This is a genomic window from Streptomyces smaragdinus, from assembly GCF_009604385.1.
Classification (GTDB): Bacteria; Actinomycetota; Actinomycetes; order Streptomycetales; family Streptomycetaceae; genus Streptomyces; species Streptomyces smaragdinus.
On the sequence record NZ_WEGJ01000037.1, the window covers coordinates 29,691 to 49,440 of the forward strand.

At 72.8% G+C, this 19,750-nt stretch carries 22 protein-coding genes; 11 read left to right on the forward strand and 11 right to left on the reverse strand.

The window, feature by feature from the left end:
- Nucleotides 1–157: 157 nt before the first annotated feature.
- Together SRB5_RS29350 and SRB5_RS29355 are read right to left on the reverse strand one after the other, a co-directional pair.
- Nucleotides 158–595, reverse strand: coding sequence for a DoxX family protein (locus SRB5_RS29350; RefSeq protein ID WP_153456484.1), 438 nt, complete (start codon nt 593–595; stop codon nt 158–160).
- 33 nt (nt 596–628) lie between these two features.
- Entirely contained in the window at nt 629–1,603 is a 975-nt protein-coding gene (locus SRB5_RS29355; RefSeq protein ID WP_153456485.1) for an AraC family transcriptional regulator, read from the reverse strand.
- 92 nt (nt 1,604–1,695) lie between these two features.
- Here SRB5_RS29355 and SRB5_RS29360 point away from each other — a divergent pair, with 92 nt between their 5' ends.
- Entirely contained in the window at nt 1,696–2,520 is an 825-nt protein-coding gene (locus SRB5_RS29360) for an NAD(P)H-binding protein (RefSeq protein WP_153456486.1), read from the forward strand.
- A complete protein-coding gene (locus tag SRB5_RS29365; RefSeq protein ID WP_153456487.1) occupies nt 2,517–3,068 on the forward strand; it encodes an anthrone oxygenase family protein in 552 nt (183 codons plus the stop codon). The genes SRB5_RS29360 and SRB5_RS29365 overlap by 4 nt, the downstream gene beginning before the upstream one ends.
- Here SRB5_RS29365 and SRB5_RS29370 read toward each other — a convergent pair.
- Nucleotides 2,975–3,547: a TIGR03086 family metal-binding protein gene (locus SRB5_RS29370; protein ID WP_153456488.1), complete on the reverse strand. Its 573-nt coding sequence runs from the start codon at nt 3,545–3,547 to the stop codon at nt 2,975–2,977. The two genes, SRB5_RS29365 and SRB5_RS29370, sit on opposite strands and share 94 nt — an antisense overlap.
- A 64-nt stretch (nt 3,548–3,611) precedes the next feature.
- Between SRB5_RS29370 and SRB5_RS29375 the strand changes: the two genes are divergently transcribed.
- The gene (locus SRB5_RS29375; protein ID WP_323378689.1) at nt 3,612–4,406 is read left to right on the forward strand and encodes an AraC family transcriptional regulator; all 795 of its coding nucleotides are present in this window, start codon (nt 3,612–3,614) and stop codon (nt 4,404–4,406) included.
- Between the two features lie 87 nt (nt 4,407–4,493).
- On the forward strand, nt 4,494–5,444 hold the full coding sequence (locus tag SRB5_RS29380) for a ribose-phosphate diphosphokinase (protein ID WP_323378690.1): 951 nt from the start codon (nt 4,494–4,496) through the stop codon (nt 5,442–5,444).
- 19 nt (nt 5,445–5,463) lie between these two features.
- On the opposite strand, the gene SRB5_RS29385 is transcribed toward SRB5_RS29380, so the two are convergent.
- From SRB5_RS29385 to SRB5_RS29395, 3 genes are all read right to left on the reverse strand, one after another.
- Nucleotides 5,464–6,069 (reverse strand): TIGR03086 family metal-binding protein, encoded by a 606-nt coding sequence (locus SRB5_RS29385; RefSeq protein ID WP_153456491.1) that lies wholly within the window; start codon nt 6,067–6,069, stop codon nt 5,464–5,466.
- A complete protein-coding gene (locus tag SRB5_RS29390) occupies nt 6,066–7,091 on the reverse strand; it encodes a sigma-70 family RNA polymerase sigma factor (RefSeq protein WP_323378691.1) in 1,026 nt (341 codons plus the stop codon). Before SRB5_RS29390 ends, SRB5_RS29385 begins: the two co-directional genes overlap by 4 nt.
- Nucleotides 7,092–7,236: 145 nt before the next feature.
- Nucleotides 7,237–7,806 (reverse strand): TetR/AcrR family transcriptional regulator, encoded by a 570-nt coding sequence (locus SRB5_RS29395; protein WP_153456493.1) that lies wholly within the window; start codon nt 7,804–7,806, stop codon nt 7,237–7,239.
- A 104-nt stretch (nt 7,807–7,910) separates the two neighbouring features.
- Between SRB5_RS29395 and SRB5_RS29400 the strand changes: the two genes are divergently transcribed.
- Together SRB5_RS29400 and SRB5_RS29405 are read left to right on the forward strand one after the other, a co-directional pair.
- Nucleotides 7,911–9,365, forward strand: coding sequence for an FAD-dependent monooxygenase (locus tag SRB5_RS29400; RefSeq protein WP_153456494.1), 1,455 nt, complete (start codon nt 7,911–7,913; stop codon nt 9,363–9,365).
- Between the two features lie 20 nt (nt 9,366–9,385).
- Nucleotides 9,386–9,718 (forward strand): YnfA family protein, encoded by a 333-nt coding sequence (locus SRB5_RS29405; RefSeq protein WP_153456495.1) that lies wholly within the window; start codon nt 9,386–9,388, stop codon nt 9,716–9,718.
- A 4-nt stretch (nt 9,719–9,722) separates the two neighbouring features.
- Here SRB5_RS29405 and SRB5_RS29410 read toward each other — a convergent pair whose 3' ends face one another.
- Nucleotides 9,723–10,499 carry a hypothetical protein gene (locus SRB5_RS29410; RefSeq protein ID WP_153456496.1) on the reverse strand — a complete coding sequence of 259 codons (777 nt, stop codon included), beginning with the start codon at nt 10,497–10,499 and terminating at the stop codon, nt 9,723–9,725.
- Nucleotides 10,500–10,502: 3 nt separating this feature from the next.
- Nucleotides 10,503–11,036: a SigE family RNA polymerase sigma factor gene (locus tag SRB5_RS29415; RefSeq protein WP_153456497.1), complete on the reverse strand. Its 534-nt coding sequence runs from the start codon at nt 11,034–11,036 to the stop codon at nt 10,503–10,505.
- Between the two features lie 111 nt (nt 11,037–11,147).
- On the opposite strand from SRB5_RS29415, the gene SRB5_RS29420 reads away from it, so the two are divergent.
- Entirely contained in the window at nt 11,148–11,906 is a 759-nt protein-coding gene (locus SRB5_RS29420; protein ID WP_153456498.1) for an SDR family NAD(P)-dependent oxidoreductase, read from the forward strand.
- A gap of 5 nt (nt 11,907–11,911) precedes the next feature.
- On the opposite strand, the gene SRB5_RS29425 is transcribed toward SRB5_RS29420, so the two are convergent.
- Nucleotides 11,912–13,105, reverse strand: a complete 1,194-nt coding sequence (locus tag SRB5_RS29425) for an RtcB family protein (protein WP_153456499.1) — start codon at nt 13,103–13,105, stop codon at nt 11,912–11,914.
- Nucleotides 13,106–13,324: 219 nt separating this feature from the next.
- On the opposite strand from SRB5_RS29425, the gene SRB5_RS29430 reads away from it, so the two are divergent.
- From SRB5_RS29430 to SRB5_RS29445, 4 genes are all read left to right on the forward strand, one after another.
- On the forward strand, nt 13,325–14,146 hold the full coding sequence (locus SRB5_RS29430; protein WP_323378692.1) for a DUF3558 domain-containing protein: 822 nt from the start codon (nt 13,325–13,327) through the stop codon (nt 14,144–14,146).
- A 72-nt stretch (nt 14,147–14,218) separates the two neighbouring features.
- Nucleotides 14,219–14,908 (forward strand): DUF3558 domain-containing protein, encoded by a 690-nt coding sequence (locus SRB5_RS29435; RefSeq protein WP_153456501.1) that lies wholly within the window; start codon nt 14,219–14,221, stop codon nt 14,906–14,908.
- A gap of 151 nt (nt 14,909–15,059) precedes the next feature.
- Entirely contained in the window at nt 15,060–16,349 is a 1,290-nt protein-coding gene (locus SRB5_RS29440) for a DUF2637 domain-containing protein (RefSeq protein ID WP_323378693.1), read from the forward strand.
- 31 nt (nt 16,350–16,380) lie between these two features.
- Nucleotides 16,381–17,028: a PhzF family phenazine biosynthesis protein gene (locus SRB5_RS29445; protein ID WP_323378694.1), complete on the forward strand. Its 648-nt coding sequence runs from the start codon at nt 16,381–16,383 to the stop codon at nt 17,026–17,028.
- 3 nt (nt 17,029–17,031) lie between these two features.
- Here SRB5_RS29445 and SRB5_RS29450 read toward each other — a convergent pair whose 3' ends face one another.
- Nucleotides 17,032–17,784, reverse strand: coding sequence for a hypothetical protein (locus SRB5_RS29450; RefSeq protein ID WP_153456502.1), 753 nt, complete (start codon nt 17,782–17,784; stop codon nt 17,032–17,034).
- A 130-nt stretch (nt 17,785–17,914) separates the two neighbouring features.
- Nucleotides 17,915–19,642 (reverse strand): lysine--tRNA ligase, encoded by a 1,728-nt coding sequence (gene lysS, locus SRB5_RS29455; protein ID WP_323378695.1) that lies wholly within the window; start codon nt 19,640–19,642, stop codon nt 17,915–17,917.
- Nucleotides 19,643–19,750: the final 108 nt, after the last annotated feature.

Here is a 19,750-nt window from a genome sequence, read left to right on the forward strand (position 1 = left end):
GCGGGGGTGGAGGGGCGGGAGCGCCACCGGCGCGGACGAAAGCCCCGGGGCGTCTCGCCCCGGGGCTTCGTCAGGTCGCTGCGTGCAGCGTCAGCGCTTCGCCGGGACGGTGTCCGGCGTCGTCGTCCGTGCCGCGTATCGCTTCATGCGTACGAGGCTAGGCTCCCGCCGCCTCACTGTCACCCGGGTTTCGCGGCCACAGCGCGGCGATCGACGCCCGGCGGACGTACGCGACGGCGGCGAACAGCACCCCGAGGATGACCGGGGTGTACCAGTACGTCGTGTCGAGGTACGCCCAGGTGAAGATCTCGGCGCCGATCATCAGCCCCGTGAGCGCCGCCGCGGCCAGGCCCGCCAGACGCGGAATGACCAGCGCTATCCCGCCGGCGACCTCGCAGACGCCGGCGAAGTACATGAACCAGTCGCCGTACCCGATGAGGTCGAAGCTCTCCGTGGCGGCCGCGACACCAAAGAGCTTCGGGACGCCGCTGGCGACGACCATGAAGACGCCGAGCACGATCTGCGCGGTCCAGGCCGCGATGTTGGCCTTGCGGGAGAGGGTCAGCGGGGCGGCGGCGGTGAGGGTGTTCGTCATGAGGGGTCCTGTCCGGTGAGCGGTCCGTTGCTGTCAACGGGATAGACCGGCGGGCCCCCGGAAACTCATCGCGGTCGCCACACGGTGTTCCTGCGGGCTGATCCCCCGGACCCGTTTGAACGCGGCGCTCAGCGCGAAGCCGGTGCCGTAGCCGACCTTGCGGGCCACCGAGCCGACCGTGGCGTCCGGTTCGCGCAGCAGGTCGGCGGCCAGATCGAGGCGCCAGCCGGTGAGGTACGCCATCGGGGGCTCGCCCACCAGGTCCGTGAAGCGGCGGGCCAGGGCGGCGCGGGAGACGCCGAGGGCCGCGGCGAGGGAGGCGACCGTCCAGGGGTGGGCGGGGTTGTTGTGCAGCAGGCGCAGGGCGCGGCCGATCACCGGGTCGGACTGCGCCTCGTACCAGCCGGGGGCGCCGGCGTCGGGGCGGGCGAACCAGGTGCGCAGGGCGGAGATCAGGACGAGGTCGAGCAGCCGGTCGAGGACCGCGGACTGGCCGGGCTCCTCGCGGGTGATCTCCGCCATGAGCAGCGGGACGAGGGGGCTGTCCCAGTCGCCGGCGCGCAGCACGATCAGCGGGGGCAGGGCGCCCAGCAGCCGGCGGCCGAGCTCGCTGGGGCTCTCGTACGCGCCGATCAGCAGCGTCGTACCGCCGTCGGCCGCATTGCCCCAGGACCGTACGCCCAGGCTCATCGTCTCCCGCAGCGGCTCCCCGGAGAGCGTGAAGCACTCCTGACCGGGGAGGATGCGCACCTGCACGGGCGTCGTCGGATCGTCGGCGACGGTGTACGGGTCGGGGCCGCGCATGATCGCGAGGTCACCGGCGCGCAGGAGTTCGGGGGCGGGCCCCGGGGCGTCGTACAGGACCCAGCAGTCGCCCGCGACGACCGAGACGACGGCGAGCGGGGCGTGGTCCTCGACGCGGATGCCCCACGGCGGGCGCAGGGTCGCGCGCATCACGAAGGCGTCGCGGGCGCGGGGGCCCTCCAGCATTCCGGCGAGGGTGTCCATGGAGGCAGCGTAACCCGCAACGTAGACGCTCGCGTATGGAGTTGAGCTTCTGAGCCATGGATGCTCCAGCTTCCCGGGGCTTCACTGGAGGCATGACGGACAACGAGAGCAAGAACATCACCCTGGTCACCGGCGGTACCGGCAAGACCGGCCGCCGCGTCGTCGAGCGCCTCACCGCCCGCGGTGTCGCCACCCGCGTCGGCTCGCGCACCGCGGACATCCCGTTCGACTGGCACGAGCCCGCCACCTGGGAGCCGGCCCTGGAGGGTGTGGACGCCGCGTACCTCGTCTACTACCCCGACCTCGCCGCCCCCGAGGCGGCGCCCGCGATCCGCGACTTCGCCGAGGTCGCGGCGGAGAGCGGCGTGCGGCGGCTGGTGCTGCTGTCGGGGCGCGGGGAAGAACAGACGGAGCCGGCCGAGCGGGCCGTCATGTCGGCCGGGATCGACTGGACGATCCTCAAGTGCTCGTGGTTCATGCAGAACTTCAGCGAGGACTTCCTGCTGGAGCCGGTCCGGGCGGGCGAGCTGGTGCTGCCGGCCGCGGACGTTCCGGAGCCGTTCGTCGACGCGGAGGACATCGCCGACGCAGCGGTGGCGGCGCTGACGGAGGACGGGCACTCCGGTCAGGTGTACGAGCTGACGGGGCCGCGGGCGCTGACGTTCGGGGAGATCGCCGCGGAGCTGTCCGCGGTGACGGGGCGGCCGGTGCGGTATTCGCCGGTGTCGTCCGGGGAGTACGGGGAGTATCTGGGGCGGTTCCTGCCGCCGGAGTACGTGCCGCTGTTTGTCGACCTGTTCGCGCGGGTGCTCGACGGGCGCAACGTCGAGCCGCGGGACGGGGTGCGACGGGCGCTCGGGCGGGAGCCGCGGGACTTCGGCTCGTACGTGCGCGGGGCCGGGGCGGCGTGGAAATGAGACTCAAGGACGTCGCGCTGAGCTCCGCCACCGTACTGACGGGGCTCAGCGCGGGCCTGTACGCCGCGTTCTCCTACGCGGTGATGCCGGCCCTGGGCCGGTCCGACGACCGGACGTTCGTGGTGACGATGCGGGAGATCAACCGGGCGATCCTCAACGGGTGGTTCGTGCTGATCTTCCTCGGCTCCCTGGCGGCGCTGATCGCCGCCGCCGTCTCGCACCGCCGTACCCGTGTGCTGCCGTGGATCCTGGGGGCGCTGGGGCTGTACGCGGTGGTGCTGGTGGTGACGATGGGGCTGAACGTGCCCCTGAACGACACGCTGGACGCCGCCGGGGTGCCGTCCTCCGCGGCCGGACTGGCCCGGGTGCGGGCGGACTTCGAGGATCCGTGGGTGCGGTGGAACAACGTCCGTACGGTGGTGAATCTGGTCGCCTTCGGCCTGATCGCGTGGGCTCAGCGCGGGTCGCGGCCCGAGAGGGCCAGCGCGCGGACGAACGCGGGGGCGTCCGCCGGGGCTTCGACCGGGTCGGCGAAGCCGTCGTACTGACGGTAGAGCTCGGCGTTCTCCTCGACGACCCGCAGCAGCGCGGCACCGGCCCCGGCGGACACGGCGGGGCCGGGCTGGCCCGTGGCGGCGGCGACGTCCCAGCCGTGGACGGCCATCTCCTTGACGATCAGCGCGGCCATCTGGGCGGCGGGGGCCACGCCGAAGCCCGAGTCGATGTCGCCCTCCCATACCGCCGGGTCCGACCAGGCGGCGACCGCCTTCTCCAGCTGCGCGGCGTACGCCGTCGCCCAGTCGGGGTCGGCGGTGAAGTCGTGCTTCGTCAGCTCGTCGGGGATGGGGCGGCGCAGGGCGCGGCACTCCAGGCCGTGGGAGCTGTAGAGGACCCAGTGGTTGACGAGGGTCCGGACGTCCCAGTCGGTGCAGCGGGATGGCTCGGACAGCTGCTCGGGGCGGACTCCACGGGCGATCCTGGTGGCCTCCGCCGCGCATTCCTTCATGTACTGGTGCATCTCGTTCATGCACGTCACAGTAGGTGCGGCGGGGTCCGGCGGTCTTGAACAAACGCGACGTAGGGTGGATCGCGTGGCGGGTGGTGAGCGGGCCCGGGGTGTGCTGCATCCGCGGGAGCAGGAGCGGGTGGCGGTGCTGCGGACGTATCCGCCGGGGGCCGCGGTGGACGCGTACGTCGAGTACTACTGGCACGTCGCGTGGGATGTGCCCGGCGGGGATGTGTTCGAGGCTCAGGTGCTGCCTCACCCTCATGTGCATCTGGTCTTCGAGCGGCCTGCCCCTCTGGTGTACGGGGTGGACCGGGGCCTGTTCACGCGGCGGCTCCGGGGGCGGGGCCAGGTGCTGGGCGTGCGGTTCCACGCGGGGGCGTTCCGGGCCTTCGCGGGCGGGCCGGTGGGGGCGCTGACGGACCGGCGGATCCCCGCCGCGTCGGTCTTCGGGGACGCGGTGGACCGGCGCGCGGAGGAGATCCTGGCGCTGGCGGACGGCCCCGCGATGGCGCGGGCGGCGGAGGCCTTCCTGACGCCGCTGCTGCCCCCCGGCGGGCCGGATCCGGCGGCGGTGCGGGCGGCTCGGGCGGTGGGGCTGGCGGTGGGGGATCCGTCGCTGGTGCGCGTGTCGGGGCTGGCGGAGGCGACGGGGCTGTCGGTGCGGGCGCTGCAGCGGCTGTTCGCCGAGTACGTGGGCGTGAGCCCGAAGTGGACGCTGCGCCGGGCCCGGCTGCACGAGGCGGCGGCGCGGGCGGACTCCGGCGAGGACCTCGACTGGGCGGCGCTGGCGGCGGACCTGGGCTACGCCGACCAGGCCCATCTCACACGGGACTTCGCGGCGACGTTGGGGGCGCCGCCTTCGCGGTACGTACGGTGAACCGGGGCGTCGTTCGAAGGTGAACGGGAAGCCTGCTTTACGCTGCTCGGAGACGCTTCGCCCCCGACCTTCCGTAAGGAACGACTCGTGCGAGATATCGCCGTGTTCTCCGGCAGCGCCCATCCCGAACTCGCCGCCGAGGTCTGCGCCCACCTCGACGTGCCCCTCCTCCCCGTCCAAGTCGACCGGTTCGCCAACGACTGTCTCGGTGTCCAGCTGCAGGCCAACTGCCGCGGCCGGGACGTGTTCCTGATCCAGCCGCTGGTCCGGCCCGTACAGGAGCACCTGGTCGAGCTGCTGCTGATGCTGGACGCCGCGCGCGGCGCCTCGGCGTCCAGGATCACCGTCGTCCTCCCCCACTACTCCTACGCCCGCTCCGACAAGAAGGACGCCCCGCGGATCTCCATCGGCGGGCGCCTCGTCGCCGATCTGCTGGCGACCGCCGGCGCCAACCGGGTGCTGGCGATGACGCTGCACTCGCCGCAGGTGCACGGCTTCTTCTCCGTACCCGTCGACCATCTCCACGCGCTGCGGGAGCTGGCCGCCCACTTCCGCCACTACGACCTGTCCAACGCGGTGGCCGTCTCCCCCGACCTGGGCAACGCCAAGGAGGCCGCGCACTTCGCCCGGCTGCTGGGCATTCCCGTGGCGGCGGGGGCCAAGCAGCGCTTCGCCGACGACCGGGTGCGGATCAGCGCGGTCATCGGGGAGGTCGCCGGTAAGGACGTGATCGTCCTGGACGACGAGATCGCCAAGGGCTCCACCGTGGTGGAGCTGCTGCGGCTGCTGCGCGAGCAGGGCGCCGCGTCGGTACGGGTGGCGTGCACGCACGGGCTGTTCGCCGCGGGCGCGCTGAAGCGGATCGGGGACGCGCCGGAGGTGCTGGAGATCGTGTGCACCAACACCGTCCCCGTACCGGACGAGGAGCGCACCGAGAAGCTCCGCATCCTGTCCATCGGCCCGGCGCTGGCGGAGGCCATCCGCCGGATCCACAACGGGGAGTCGGTGAGCGCCCTCTTCGACGCGCCCCAGCCGTAGGGCCCCTGGGGAGGCGGCCCTACGAACGCCTCCCCAGGAACCCCAGCAGCCGCTCGCTCACCCCCGCGTCCTCCGGCACGGGCAGCGGCGGCGCGAAGCGTCCCGGGCGGTCCGCCGGGTGGACGAACAGCGGGGCCAGCTCCAGCAGTTCCTCCGCCAGCACCGGCGGCAGCGGCCGGCCCGCGCCGCACGCCCGGGCGATGTCCCAGCCGTGCACCGCGAGCTCGATCGCCCCCGTCCCCGTCACGATCGCCGCCGACAGCCGCAGCCCGCCCACGTCGATCACCTCGTGGCCCCCGCCGGCCCGGCTCCACGCCGCGACCAGCCGCCGGCACGACTCCCGCACCGCCCCCGCCGCCCGCTCCGCGCCCGCGTCCGGGGCGGCGAAGGAACCGGGATCCGGCGCGACCGTCACCTGTCCGTCGTCCACGGCCTCGTTCAGCGCGTCCAGCGAATCCTGTACGTGCGCCAGCAGCAGCCGCAGATCCCAGTCCCGGCACGGGGTGTCCGCGTCCAGCTCCTCGTCGGTGACCAGCGGCAGCACCCCGAGGAGATAGCCGACCGCCCGCTCCAGCAGACTCACCCCGGCGCGGACCTCGGTGGACACGGCGTCGGCGCGGCTCATCGCTGTGCGGGGAGAACGGCGGGCAGGCCGAACGTCTCGAACAGGCTGGTCTCGAAGAACGCCACGCAGTGCCGCACCCTGCCGCCGACGATGTCCAGCACCTGAAGCTGGAACGCCTTGTGGTCCCCCGTCTCCGGGTCGATCATGTACAGCCCGAACGCGGGCTGGCCGTTGGCCGTGGTCGGGACGAGCCGCTGGTCGCCGGGCCCCTTCGCCGGGCAACTGGTGTCTATGAGCTGCCCGATGGTCTCCGGCCCCTGATACCAGCCTATGAACGGCGGCATCTCCCAGACGGCGTCCTCGGTGAACAGCCGCACGATGGCCCGCATGTCCTTCGCCTCGAACGCCGCCATCCACGAGTCGAGCAGCCGCCGCTGCTCCGCGTCGTCCGGCTCCTGCACGGACTCCTCCGTCAGCCCCGCCTTGCCCATGGCGGCGTGCGCCCGCTGCAGCGCGCTGTTCACCGCGGCCGTCGTCAGCTCCAGCTGCTCGGCGACCTCGGCGGCCTTCCACTTCAGCACGTCCCGCAGGATCAGCACCGCGCGCTGCTTGGGCGGCAGATGCTGCAGCGCGGCGATGAACGCCAGCCGTACGGACTCCCGGGAGCCGACGACCGAGGCCGGGTCCGCCGTGCCCCCGCCGTCGATCATCGTGTCCGGGATGGGCTCCAGCCACGGCACCTCGTCCTGCGTGATGAGCTCGTCGCTCGCGGAGGACGACGGGGCGCCGAGCCCTGTGGGCAGCGGGCGCTTGCCCCGGCTCTCCAGCGCCGTCAGGCAGGCGCGGGTCGCGATCGTGTGCAGCCAGGTGCGCAGGCTGGAGCGGCCCTCGAACTTGTCGTACGCCCGCCAGGCCCGCAGATACGTCTCCTGCACCAGGTCCTCGGCGTCGTGCACCGAGCCCAGCATGCGATAGCAGTGCGCCAGCAGCTCCCGCCGGTACGGGTCGGCGAGCTGCGGGAAGTCCGCCTGTGCCTCGGTCTGCGCCATCGGTGTGCCTCTCGTCTCCCCGGCGGTCGTCACCGCCTCACCCGTACAGACCGGCCGAGTTCCGCGAACTCATCGGCCCGGTACGGGAAAGTTTTCGCGCCGCGTACGAACGCGCGCGCCGGCCATCGCACCAGACTGCCATCCGGGTCCGACAGAAGGCGGGAGACTCCCGTAAGGATCAGAGCGACTCCGCCGTCAGATAGCGCTGCAGCGTGGGCCCGAGCCAGCCCACGACCTCCGCGCGCGACATCTCCACCGCCGGCGGGAACCGCAGCACGTACCGGGCCATCGCCATGCCCAGGACCTGCGACGCCGCGAGCGCGGCCCGCCGGGGGACCTCGCGCGGGTCGGGGCAGACCGCGGCGGCGACCGGGCCCAGCTGGTCGCGGAAGATGCCCCGCATCCGCTCGGCCGCCGCCGCGTTGGTGACGCCGGCGCGCAGCAGCGCGGTGAGGACGTCGTCCGCCTCCCAGCGGTCGAGGAAGTGCCCGACGAGGATCCGGCCGACGTCGTCGCGGGGCAGCCGCGCCAGGTCGGGGAGGGCGAGGTCGAACTCCGACGCGGCGGCGAACAGGCCCTCCTTGCTGCCGTAGTAGCGCATCACCATCGACGGGTCGATGGCCGCGTCCCGGGCGATGGCGCGGATGGTCGCCCGCTCGTAGCCGTCGGCGGCGAACCGCTCGCGGGCGGCGGCGAGGATCTTGGCGCGGGTGGCGTCGGAGCGGCGCGGGGGCGGTGCGGTCGTCATGCCAACAAGTGTAGGCCAACACCTGTTGACTTCCACCCGGGGGCGGCGGTACGTTCGTTTTGCCAACAAGCGTTGACCTGAAGTCGGTAGCCCAGGAGGCGGCCATGAACGCCCAGCCCCGCACCACCCGCAGCAACGCCCTCGTCGTCGGCTCCGGCCCCACCGGACTGCTCCTCGCCGGTGACCTCGCCGCCGCCGGGATCGAGGTCACGGTCCTGGAGCGCCGCGCCCACAAGATCAGCAACCTCTCCCGCGCCTTCGGCGTCCACGCCCGCACCCTGGAGCAGCTCGACGCCCGCGGCCTCGCCGACGCCCTGACCGCCACCGGCGGCACCATCACGGGCCTGCAGCTCTTCGGCCGCCTCAGCCTCGACCTGGCGACGATCCCCAGCCGCTACAACTACCTCCTGATCACCCCGCAGTACGAGGTGGAGAAGGTCCTCGAGGCCCGCGCCCGCGAGCTGGGCGTCGAGTTCGTGTACGAGGCGGAGGTCACCGGCCTCACCCAGGACGCGGACGGCGTGGACGTCGAGATCAACGGGGACGAGACCCGCCGCGCCGCGTACGTCGTCGGCACCGACGGCCACCACAGCGCCGTCCGCGCCGCCCTCGGCCTGCCCTTCCCCGGCGTCTCCGTCATCAAGTCCCTCTTCCTCGCCGACGTCCGCCTGGACGAGAAGCCCGAGGACGTCCTCACGGTCAACGGCGCCGACGACGCGTTCGCGATGATCGCCTCCTTCGGCGACGGCTGGTACCGGGTGATGGGCTGGAACCGCCGCCACGAGGTCCCCGACGACGCCCCCATCGACCTCGACGAGATCAAGGAGGTCACCCGCCGCGCCCTGGGCACCGACTACGGCATGCGCGACGCCCGCTGGATCTCCCGGTTCCACAGCGACGAGCGCCAGGCCCCCGCGTACCGCGACGGCCGCGTCTTCCTCGCCGGCGACGCCGCGCACATCCACTCCCCCGCCGGCGGCCAGGGCATGAACACCGGGCTGCAGGACGCCGCGAACCTCGGCTGGAAGCTGGCGGGGGTGCTGAACGGCTGGGCGCCGGAGTCCCTCCTCGACACGTACCAGGCCGAGCGGCACCCCGTCGGGAAGGCCGTGCTGCGCAGCAGCGGCGCCATCGTCCGGATGGCCCGCGCGCAGAGCCGGATGCTGCGTACGGTCCGTACCGTCGCCGCGACCGTCGTCTCCCACTCCCGCCCGGCCCAGCACCGGGCGCTGGGCCAGATCACGGGCCTCGGCTACCACTACCCGGCGCCCCACGGCGCCCACAAGCTGGCCGGCCACCGGGCGCCCGACCTGGTCCTCGCCGACGGGCGGCGGCTCTACGAGGCGCTGCGGGAGGGGAAGTTCGTGCTGGTCAGCGCCGACGGCGCGGGGGCGGCCGAGGGCCGCGAGGACCGGGTCGTACGGATCGGCCGGCGCGACGAGAACCCGCAGGCGCTGCTCGTCCGCCCCGACGGCTACATCGCCTGGGCCTCCGACGCCCCCGCCACCGCCGACCTGGAGCGGGCGGTGATGGAGTGGGCCGGGGAGCGGCGGCGGTAGTCCCGCATACCCTGGCGGTCATGTCCGTCGCCCGGTCCATCGCCCTGTTCGTCGCCGCCGCTCTCTTCGAGATCGGCGGCGCCTGGCTGGTCTGGCAGGGCGTACGCGAACACCGCGGCTGGGTGTGGATCGGCGCCGGACTGCTCGCCCTCGGGGTGTACGGGTTCGTCGCGACCCTCCAGCCCGACGCCCAGTTCGGGCGGATCCTCGCCGCGTACGGCGGGGTGTTCGTGGCCGGCTCCCTGGCCTGGGGGATGGTCGCCGACGGCTACCGGCCGGACCGCTTCGACGTGCTCGGGGCGGTGATCTGCCTGGCGGGGGTGGGCGTGATCATGTACGCGCCGCGGGGGTGACGGGTCACGGCCACTCCGTCATGACGGGCTCCGCGTCCGCCCCGCGCACCAGGTCCAGGAACGCCGGGGCCGACACCGCCGCCCGCAGCTGCGCCACCGTGACCGGGGCCGGTGCCTTCGCCGCGACGTCCGGGTTCAGCGCGAGGCGCACCTCGCTACGGCCGTAGCGGAACTCGACGGCCCGTACCGTCAGCCCGTCGGGGTCGGGGCCGCCGAAGAACTTCGCCCCGATGCCGCCCGGCAGCGTCAGCCGCTCACAGGTGAGCCCCGTCTCCGGGGAGTCCCGGCACGGCGGCCCGGTCCCCTCCTCGCGCGGGCGCACGTAGAACACCACCGGGAAGGCCCGGTCACCGGCCCGCCCGGTGTACGTGGCCGCCGTCCGCCCGTCCGCCGTCAGCCGCCCGATCCCGGCGGGCAGCTCCGCGTCCAGGATCCGCGCCGCCTGCGCCTTGAACACCGCCAGCCGCTGCCGCTCGGCGTCCGTCATCGCCAGATACTCGGCGTCCGGCTCCACGGAGGATTCCGGGACCGCCGACGGGGAAGCCGACGGGAACGCCGAGGAATCCACCGCCACCGTCCCCCGCCCCGGCAGCACCACCGGCGCCGCGAACCACCCCAGCGCCACCAGCCCCACCGCCCCCGCCGCCATCCCGGCCCGCCCCCGCGCCCGGCGCCGCCGCCCGCGCGCCACGGCTCCCGGCACCAGGTCGTACGACCCCGGCAGCTCCCGTACCGCCCGCGCCAGCTCGCCCCGTACGAACGCGGCGTCCCGCTCACCCATCCCTCAGCCCTCCGCCCTGCCACCGCACCGATTCCGGGGCTGCCCCGCGGCCCCCCGGCCGGACCACGAATCCCCCTCCCCCAACTGCTCCCGCAGCCGGCCGAGCGCCCGCGAACACTGGCTCTTCACCGTCGACGCACTGCACCCCAGCAGCCCCGCCACGGTCTCCACGCTCAGGTCGTCCCAGTACCGCAGCACGACCATCGCCCGCGCCCGCGGCGGCAGCCCCGCCAGCGCCGCGAGCAGCGTCACCCGCAGCTCCGGCCGCTCCGGGGCGGGCGCCGGGTCGATGCGCCGGTGCGCGAGCAGCGTCCGCAGCCCGCGCCGCCGCTCCGTGAGGTACAGCCGGGTGAGCACCGTGCACGCGTACGCGTCGACGTTGTCCGCCCTGCTCGCCCGGTGCCAGTACTGGAACAGCCGCGCCAGGGTGCTCTGCGTCAGGTCGCGCGCGTTCTCCGGGTCGCCGCACAGCAGATACGCCGTCCGGTACAACCGGCGCTGCGCCCCCCGCGCGTACTCCTCGAAGTCCAGCCCCATCGGCCCTCCCGCCCTCGTCCCACACCCCTGTACGAGCGCGCCGGGGCCGGAAAGGTTGAGCGGAACCCCCGAACTATTCTGAGGTCAGAGCCATCGAACAGAGGAGCCCGTATGACCGCCGCCCGCACCGCCGTGATCACCGGAGCCAGCAGCGGCATCGGCGCGGCCACCGCCCGGCAGCTCGCGGGGGCGGGCTACCGGGTCGTCCTCACCGCCCGCCGCAAGGACCGCGTCGAGACCCTGGCCGCCGAGCTCACCGCGGCCGGCCATCAGGCGGAGGCCCACGCCCTGGACGTCACGGACCGCGCCGCCGTCGATGCCTTCGCGGCCTCCCTCGACCGCTGCGACGCCCTGGTCAACAACGCCGGCGGCGCCCTGGGCACGGAGCCGGTCGCGGACGGCGACCCCGCCGACTGGCGCGCGATGTACGAGGTGAACGTCCTCGGCGTGCTGCACATGACGCAGGCCCTGCTCCCGGCCCTGCGCGCCTCCGGCGACGGCACGGTGCTGATCCTCACGTCGACGGCCGGCCACGGCACGTACGAGGGCGGCGGCGGCTACGTCGCGGCGAAGCACGCCGCCCACACCATCGCCACCACCCTCCGCCTGGAGCTGTGCGGCGAGCCGATCCGCGTGATCGAGATCGCCCCCGGCATGGTGAAGACGGAGGGCTTCGCCCTCACCCGCATGCGCGGCGACGAGACGAAGGCGGACGCGGTCTACGCGGGCGTGAAGTCCCCCCTGACGGCGGACGACATCGCGGACACGATCACCTGGACCCTGACCCGCCCCTCGCACGTCAACATCGACCTGCTGATCGTCCGCCCCCGCGCCCAGGCGGCGAACCACAAGGTCCACCGGGAGGGCTGACCAGCTCAGCCCTTCACGCAGACGACCTGCTTGAGCTTGGCGACCACCTCGACGAGATCCCGCTGCTGCTCGATGACCTGCTCGATCGGCTTGTACGCGGCCGGGATCTCGTCGACCACGCCCGAGTCCTTGCGGCACTCGACGCCCTGCGTCTGCACCTCCAGGTCCTTCGCCGAGAAGCGCTTCTTCGCCTCGTTGCGGCTCATCCGGCGACCTGCGCCGTGCGAGGCGGAGTTGAAGGCCGCGGTGTTGCCGAGGCCCTTCACGATGTACGAACCGGTGCCCATGGAGCCCGGGATGATCCCGTACTCGCCGGAGCCGGCCCGGATCGCGCCCTTGCGGGTGACCAGCAGGTCCATACCGTCGTAGCGCTCCTCCGCCACATAGTTGTGGTGGCAGGAGATGACCTGCTCGAACGTGGGCTTCGCCTTCTTGAACTCCTTGCGCACCACGTCCTGCAGCAGCGCCATCATTACCGCGCGGTTGCGCTTGGCGTAGTCCTGCGCCCAGAACAGGTCGCGGCGGTACGCGGCCATCTCGGGGGTGTCCGAGACGAACACCGCGAGGTCGCGGTCGACGAGGTCCTGGTTGTGCGGGAGGGCCCGGGCGACACCGATGTGGTGGTCCGCGAGCTCCTTGCCGATGTTGCGCGAACCGGAGTGCAGCATCAGCCACACCGAACCGGTCGTATCGGTGCATACCTCTACGAAGTGGTTCCCCGAGCCCAGCGTCCCCATCTGCTGTCCCGCCCGCTCACGCCGCGCGTGTACGTCCTCCGCGAGCGCGTCGAAGCCGCCCCAGAAGCCGTCCCACCCGGCCGCCGGCATCCCGTACAGATCCGACGGGTCGACCGGCTCGCGGTGCATCCCCCGCCCCACCGGAATCGCCTGCTCGATCCGCGACCGCAGCTTCGACAGATCCCCCGGCAGATCGTTCGCCGTCAGCGACGTCCGGACCGCGGACATCCCGCAGCCGATGTCGACGCCGACCGCCGCCGGGCAGACCGCGCCGTGCATGGCGATCACGGAGCCGACCGTGGCGCCCTTGCCGTAGTGGACGTCGGGCATCACGGCGAGGCCCTTGATCCACGGCAGGGTCGCGGTGTTCTGCAGCTGGCGCAGGGCGCCCTCGTCCACGGTGGCCGGGTCGGTCCACATCCGGATCGGCACCTTCGCGCCGGGGACTTCGGTGTACGACATGTCTCCCCCAGTAGGCCCGAATGGTCGTCGGGCCGATAAAATCGGTGATTCAGAAGAAAACGGAAATACGCCGCCAGATCGCCCGAGTTCGGATACCCGAAGGGCGCGAGCGGCAACACGTGCGATAAACATTGTGGGCATCGGCCGCCTCTCGGCGGCAACATGATTTCCCGGCGTCCGGGTCGCTCCCGGACACCGACCGCGATGGAAGGAGCGCCCGTGCGGCGAGGGGTGTACGTGCCGGGGGTGGCGGCGGTGGCCGTCCTGGCTGTCGCGCTGACCGGCTGCACCGGGTCGGACGGCGAGGATCTCGGGCTGGACGCCAAGACGAGCGGCGCGTCCTCGTCCTCGACCGTGCCGTCCGGGAAGTACCGCTCGCTGCCCGAGCCCTGCGTGGCCGTCGAACGGAACCGGCTGCTGTCGCTGCTGCCGAAGCCGGCGGCGGACGACGGGTCGGACACCAAGAACTCCGCGTCGAGCAAGGCCCGCGAGGAGGCCCTCCTCGGCGGCGAGCCCGCGCTGACCTTCGACACCGACCGCCGGGTGGGCTGCACCTGGCAGCGGGCGTCGGTGGACGGCAGCCGCCGGCTGCGTATCGACTTCGAACGGGTCGTCAGCTACGACCCCGAGGTCAGCGACGACGTACGCGCCACCCAGGTCTTCCAGCGCAAGGCGCAGGAGCACGGCGTCCTGGCCCGCGACCTCCCGGACGAGGGCGGCACGTCCCCGCAGACGGAGGAGTCCTCCCCGGCCGCGACGCCGCCGGGCGGCGGGACCGGCAGCCCGGCCGCGGACGCGGAGCTGCTGGCGCCGCGGGTGCTGGAGGAGCCGGGCGACGAGGCGTTCCTGGACGAGCGCGTGGGCTCGGCCGACGCGGGGGTCCGCAGGGACGTGACCGTGATTTTCCGCACGGCGAACGTGGTCGTGACGGTGGAGTACGGGCAGTCGACGAACGACCCGACGCTGCTCCCGGACGCCGCTGAGCTGCAGGGAAAGGCCCAGGAGCTGGCCCGCTCGCTGGCCGGGCGGTTCAGCGGCTGAAGCGGCCCGCCGCCGCGGCGGGGGCGGTACGCTCGCTGATCGCACGCTCTCCCACAAGGTAAGCGAAGGATCATGCTCCGTTCTGCTCCCATACGTGGTCTGGCCGCCGGCCTGGCCCTGCCCCTCGTCCTGCTCGCCTCGGGCTGCTCCAGCCTGCTCGGCGAGAAGGACGACAGCAGCAAGGACTCCTCGCCCTCCGCCGAGGCGGAGGCGAAGCCGACGGTGAAGCCGGCGAAGTTCGCCGAGCTGCCGAGCGCCTGCAAGACGGTTCCGGCGGCGACGGTCAAGGACCTGGTGAAGAAGGTCAAGAAGACCGCCGGTACGTCGGTGAAGTCGGCGGACACCTCGCTGCGCGGCGGCTGTGTCTGGAGCGGGCTGGACGGCTACTCGTTCAAGTACCTCGACGTGACGCTGCAGCGGCTGGAGTCCGAGGTGTCGCTGGGCACGGGCGAGAAGCGGGCGGAGAAGGCGTTCGAGCGGGCGCTGAAGGCCGAGGAGTCCCTGGAGGGCGCCACCGGCATGGTTACGGACAAGCTCGCGGATCTGGGCGACCAGGCGACGGCGATGAGCTTCACCCAGACCAAGAGCAAGCAGAAGTACATCCATCAGACGGTGCTGGTCCGGGTCGCGAACGTGGTGGTGACGGTGCATTACCAGGGCGCCGGGTTCGCCGGGACGAAGCCGCCGAAGGCCGCGGACATCGCCAAGGGCGCGCGGACGGCGGCGACGGCGGTCGTGAAGGCGGTCGAGTCGGCGGGCTGATCGTCCGCGACCCTCGAATATTTCGGGCAACCGCCCCACACCCGTGCGATTGTTTCGCTAGGCTGTTCGATTCGCCTCCGTGATCTCGTCCTCGTGTGCGAGGCTGTCCCCCGCAACTCGCAGACTCAGGCGAACCGGAAGGGATCATCGGGTGGCCGGCATCCAGCTCAACCGGACGCATCGCGCGCTCATCGGCATCGTGGTGCTCGGCGCCGTGGTGATCGCGGCGATCGGTTTCGCCGGTTCGTACGCGGCGGTGCGCGAGCTGGCCGAGGAAAAGGGCTTCGGCAAGTTCGCGCTGTTCTTCCCGATCGGCATCGACGCCGGCATCCTCGTCCTGCTCGCGCTGGACCTGCTGCTGACGTGGATCCGTATCCCGTTCCCGCTGCTGCGCCAGTCGGCGTGGCTGCTCACCGCGGCGACCATCGCCTTCAACGGCGCCACCGCCTGGCCGGACCCCCTCGGGGTCGGGATGCACGCGATCATCCCGATCCTGTTCGTGGTGTCGATCGAGGCGGCGCGGCACGCGATCGGCCGGATCGCGGACATCACGGCCGACAAGTACATGGAGGGCGTGCGCATCTCGCGCTGGCTGCTCGCCTTCCCGTCGACGTTCAAGCTGTGGCGCCGGATGAAGCTGTGGGAGCTGCGGTCGTACGACGAGGTGATCCGCCTCGAGCAGGACCGCCTGGTCTACAAGGCGCGGCTGCGGGCCCGTTACGGGCGCGCCTGGCGGCGCAAGGCGCCGATCGAGGCCGTGATGCCGCTGAAGCTGGCGCGCTACGGCGTCCCCCTCGCCCAGACGGCGCCGCAGGGGCTGGCGGCGGCGGGCATCAAGACCCCGGCCCCGCAGCTGGAGGTCACCCGTGAGGCCCGTGTCCCGGAGCCCCGGCGGACGCAGGAGCACCAGCGGGTCGCCGAGCCGGTGGCGTACGCGGAGCCGGTGGCCTTCGCGGAATACCCCGAGCCCGTGGCATACCAGGAGCCCGTGGCGTACGCCGAGGACCCCGAGGCCTACGACCCCGTCCCCGTCGACGCCGTGGCCGCCGCGGGCCGCCGCGCGCTGAGCAACGGCGGCCGGGTCAACGGCAACCGCCCCACCGTCCCCCAGTTCATGGCACCCCCGCCGCTGCCCGAGCCCGAGCCGGAGCCGCGGTACGAGCCCCGGTACGAGCCGCCGTCGTACGAGGAGCTGTCCGACGAGGACGGCGGCGACATCCGGGGGTCGCTCCCGGAGGACGTCCCGATAGAGGACGCGTACTACGGCGCCTTCCTCAACTGCCTCGGCGAGAAGGGTGACTTCCCCACCGCCCGCCAGTTCGCGCTCTACCTCCAGGACCACTACGGCGTCTCGAACGCCGCCGGCGGCCCCCTCAGCGAGACGATGCTCCGCGACCACGTCCGCGAGTTCCGCCAGCGTTACCGCCTGGAGACGCAGTGAGCACGCGGTAACCACCCCGTACGCTGCCCCCGTGACCGACTACGACGTACTGCGCGTCTTCTGCGCCCCCGGCGGCGCACACGGCAACGAACTCGGTGTCGTACGCGAGGGCTCCCTCCTCCCCTCCCGGGAGGAGCGCCAGGAGTTCGCCGCGAAACTCGGCTTCAGCGAGACCGTGTTCGTCGACGACCCCGAGCGCGGCGTCATCGACATCTACACGCCCACCCTCCGCCTCCCCTTCGCCGGCCACCCCTGCGTCGGCACCGGCTGGCTGCTCGACGTCCCCGAACTCGTCACCCCCGCCGGCCCGGTGGGCGTACGCGACGACGGCGAGTTCACGTGGATCGAGGCCCACGCCGACTGGGCACCCCCGCGGACGCTGCGCCAGTACGCCTCGGCGGCCGAGGTGGACGCCCTGGACGTCCCCCCGCCCGGCGAGTGGGTGTACGCCTGGGCGTGGGCGGACGAGGCCGCGGGCCGGATCAGGGCACGGGCCTTCCCCGGCCGTGACGACGGCATCCGCGAGGACGAGGCGACGGGTGCGGCGGCGCTGCTGCTGACGGCGCGGCTGGGCCGGGCGCTGAACATCACGCAGGGCCGCGGGTCGCAGCTGCTGACGGCCCCGCAGCCGTACGGCCTGGTGGAGGTCGGCGGCCGCGTACGGCTCATGCGGGGCTGACCCTCAGAGCAGCCGCCCCGCACACCAGTCGACGAGCACCAGGTCGAACTCCCGCATCACGGACCCCAGCCCGTCCACGGTCCCCCGCAGACACAGCTCGACGACCTCGTCGCCGTCGGCCCGCCCGTACACCCCGAAGGCCCCGAAGTCGGCGGCGAACGACCCGGCCACCGGCTCCGGCGCCTCCCGGAAGCAGACCCCCGCGTACGTGGCGCTCGGCTCCGGCAGCACGTCGAGCAGCCGCCGCAGCGACAGCCCGCCGGGGTGCGGCACGGCGGGCCCGCGCCGCAGATGCATCCGGTCGAAGACCGTCACCCCGTCGCCGACCGTCCGCGCATGGTCCCGCAGCACGGCCCGGACGGGCCCCAGATCCTCCTCGACCTCGGCGAGGACCTGCCGCGACACCAGCTCGACCTGCCGCCAGTCGTCCTCGTGCAGCACGAGACACCCCTGGACACCCGCCCCCGCGGCCGGCGGCGGCAGCGGGTCGTAGAGCGTCGGCAGGCTGTACGCCACGTCCTCCGGGTCCGTCTCCCGCACCCGGCCGAGGGTCAGCACGAGCTGCCCGCGCGCGGTGAACTCGGCGGCGGTCGGCGGCTCGGCCCGTACGACGTCCCACGGCGTCCCGCCGAGATCGAGCCGGGTCGCCGCCTCGAAGGTCCCCGGCAGCTGCGCGGCGGCGAGCTCGGTGCGCCCCATCACCTGTCCGGACTCGGCGTCGACGAAGGTGACTTGAACCACTGGATGACCTGCCATCCGCACACCTTAGAACAACTGCTGCCTCAGCAGCCGCCGTTCCTCCGCCACCGTGACGGCGGCCGGGACCAGCCCGGACAGCCGAGGACCCCCGTACCGCTGAGGCACGGGGGTCCTCGGCCTACAAGACCTACGCGTCGATCAGCTTCCGCACCCGGTCAGCGCCCACCGCCAGCAGCAGCGTGGGCAGCCGCGGCCCGGTGTCCTTGCCGACCAGCAGCCGGTACAGCAGGGCGAAGAACCCGCGCTGCGCCGTCTTCAGCTCCGGCGTCGACGCCTTGGCCTGCGGGTCCAGCCCGGCCTGCATCTTCGGCACCGCGTACACCAGCGACGTCAGCCCGTCGAGCGACCAGTGGTCGTCGAGCCCGGCGGCCAGCAGCCGCAGCGACTCGCGCTGGGTGTCGTCCAGCGTCGCCAGCAGCTCGGCGTCGGGCGTCTCCCGCACCTGGGTGCGGGCGTCCGCGTCGACCTGCGTCTGGATCCACCGCTCGGCCTTGTCCAGCCGGGGCCGCGCCTCGTCCAGGGACTTCAGCGGGTCGGCGGGGTCGATCTCGCTGAGGATCCGCAGCGTCTGGTCGTCGTGCCCGGCGGTCACGTCGGTCACCGACGCCAGCATCCGGTACGGCAGCGGACGCGGCGTCGCCGGCAGCGGGCCGGCGGCCGTGGAGGAGGCGCGGGTGTACGCGGCCACGTCGCCGGGGAGCGCCGAGCCGTCGGCGACCTTGGCGGCGAGCTTGTCCCACTCGTCGTACGTCCGCTGGATCTCCTGGTCGAACGCGATCTTGAACGACTGGTTCGGCCGCCGCCGCGCGTACAGCCAGCGCAGCAGCGCCGGCTCCATGATCTCCAGCGCGTCGGACGGCGTCGGCACCCCGCCGCGGGACGACGACATCTTGGCCATACCGCTGATGCCGACGAACGCGTACATCGGCCCGATCGGCTGCTGCCCGCCGAAGATCCCGACGAGCTGCCCGCCGACCTGGAACGACGACCCGGGCGAGGAGTGGTCCACCCCCGACGGCTCGAAGACGACGCCCTCGCGCGCCCACCGCATCGGCCAGTCGACCTTCCAGACCAGCTTCCCGCGGTCGAACTCGCTCAGCAGCACCGTCTCCTCGTGCCCGCAGGCACCGCAGGTGTAGTGCAGCTCCGTCGTCTCGTCGTCGTACGAGGTGACGGTGGTGAAGTCCTTGTCGCAGGCCGTGCAGTACGGCTTGTACGGGTAGTACGCGCCGCCGCCCGTCGAGCCGTCGTCCTCGTCCGCCGCGCCGGAGCCCTCGGCGGCGGCGACCTCGGCCTCGTCGAGGGGCTTCTGGGACTGCTTCTTGGGCTTGGCCTTCGTCCGGTACTGGGCGAGGACGGCGTCGATCTCGCCGCGGTGCCTCATCGCGAACAGCACCTGCTCGCGGTAGGCGCCCGAGGTGTACATCTCCGTCTGGCTGATGCCGCGGAACTCGATGCCCATCTCGCCGAGCGCGGCGATGAGCGGCTCCTTGAAGTGCTCGGCCCAGCTGGCGTGCGTACCGTCGCCGCAGGGGTCGGGCACGGACGTGAGCGGCTTGCCGATGTGCTCGCTCCACGACGGGTCGACGCCGGGGACACCGGCCGGGACCTTGCGGAACCGGTCGTAGTCGTCCCACGACACGATGTGCTCGCAGGCCACACCGCGCCGCTTGATCTCGTCGGCGACGAGGTGCGGGGTCATGATCTCGCGGAGGTTGCCCAGGTGGACGGGGCCGGAGGGGCTGATGCCCGACGCGCAGACCACAGGTTTCCCGGGCTTTCGCCGCTCCGCCTCGGTGATGACGTCGTCGGCGAAACGTGAGACCCAGTCGGCGGTCTCGGCGGGAGCACCCACAGTCCTGCATCCTCTCTGCTCGGGTCGCGGCGCCCGTCAGCATCCCGTGGGGACGGACGTCTCGGCACCGCGGGGCCCATTCTCCCAAAGAAAAGTCATTGCTGTCGC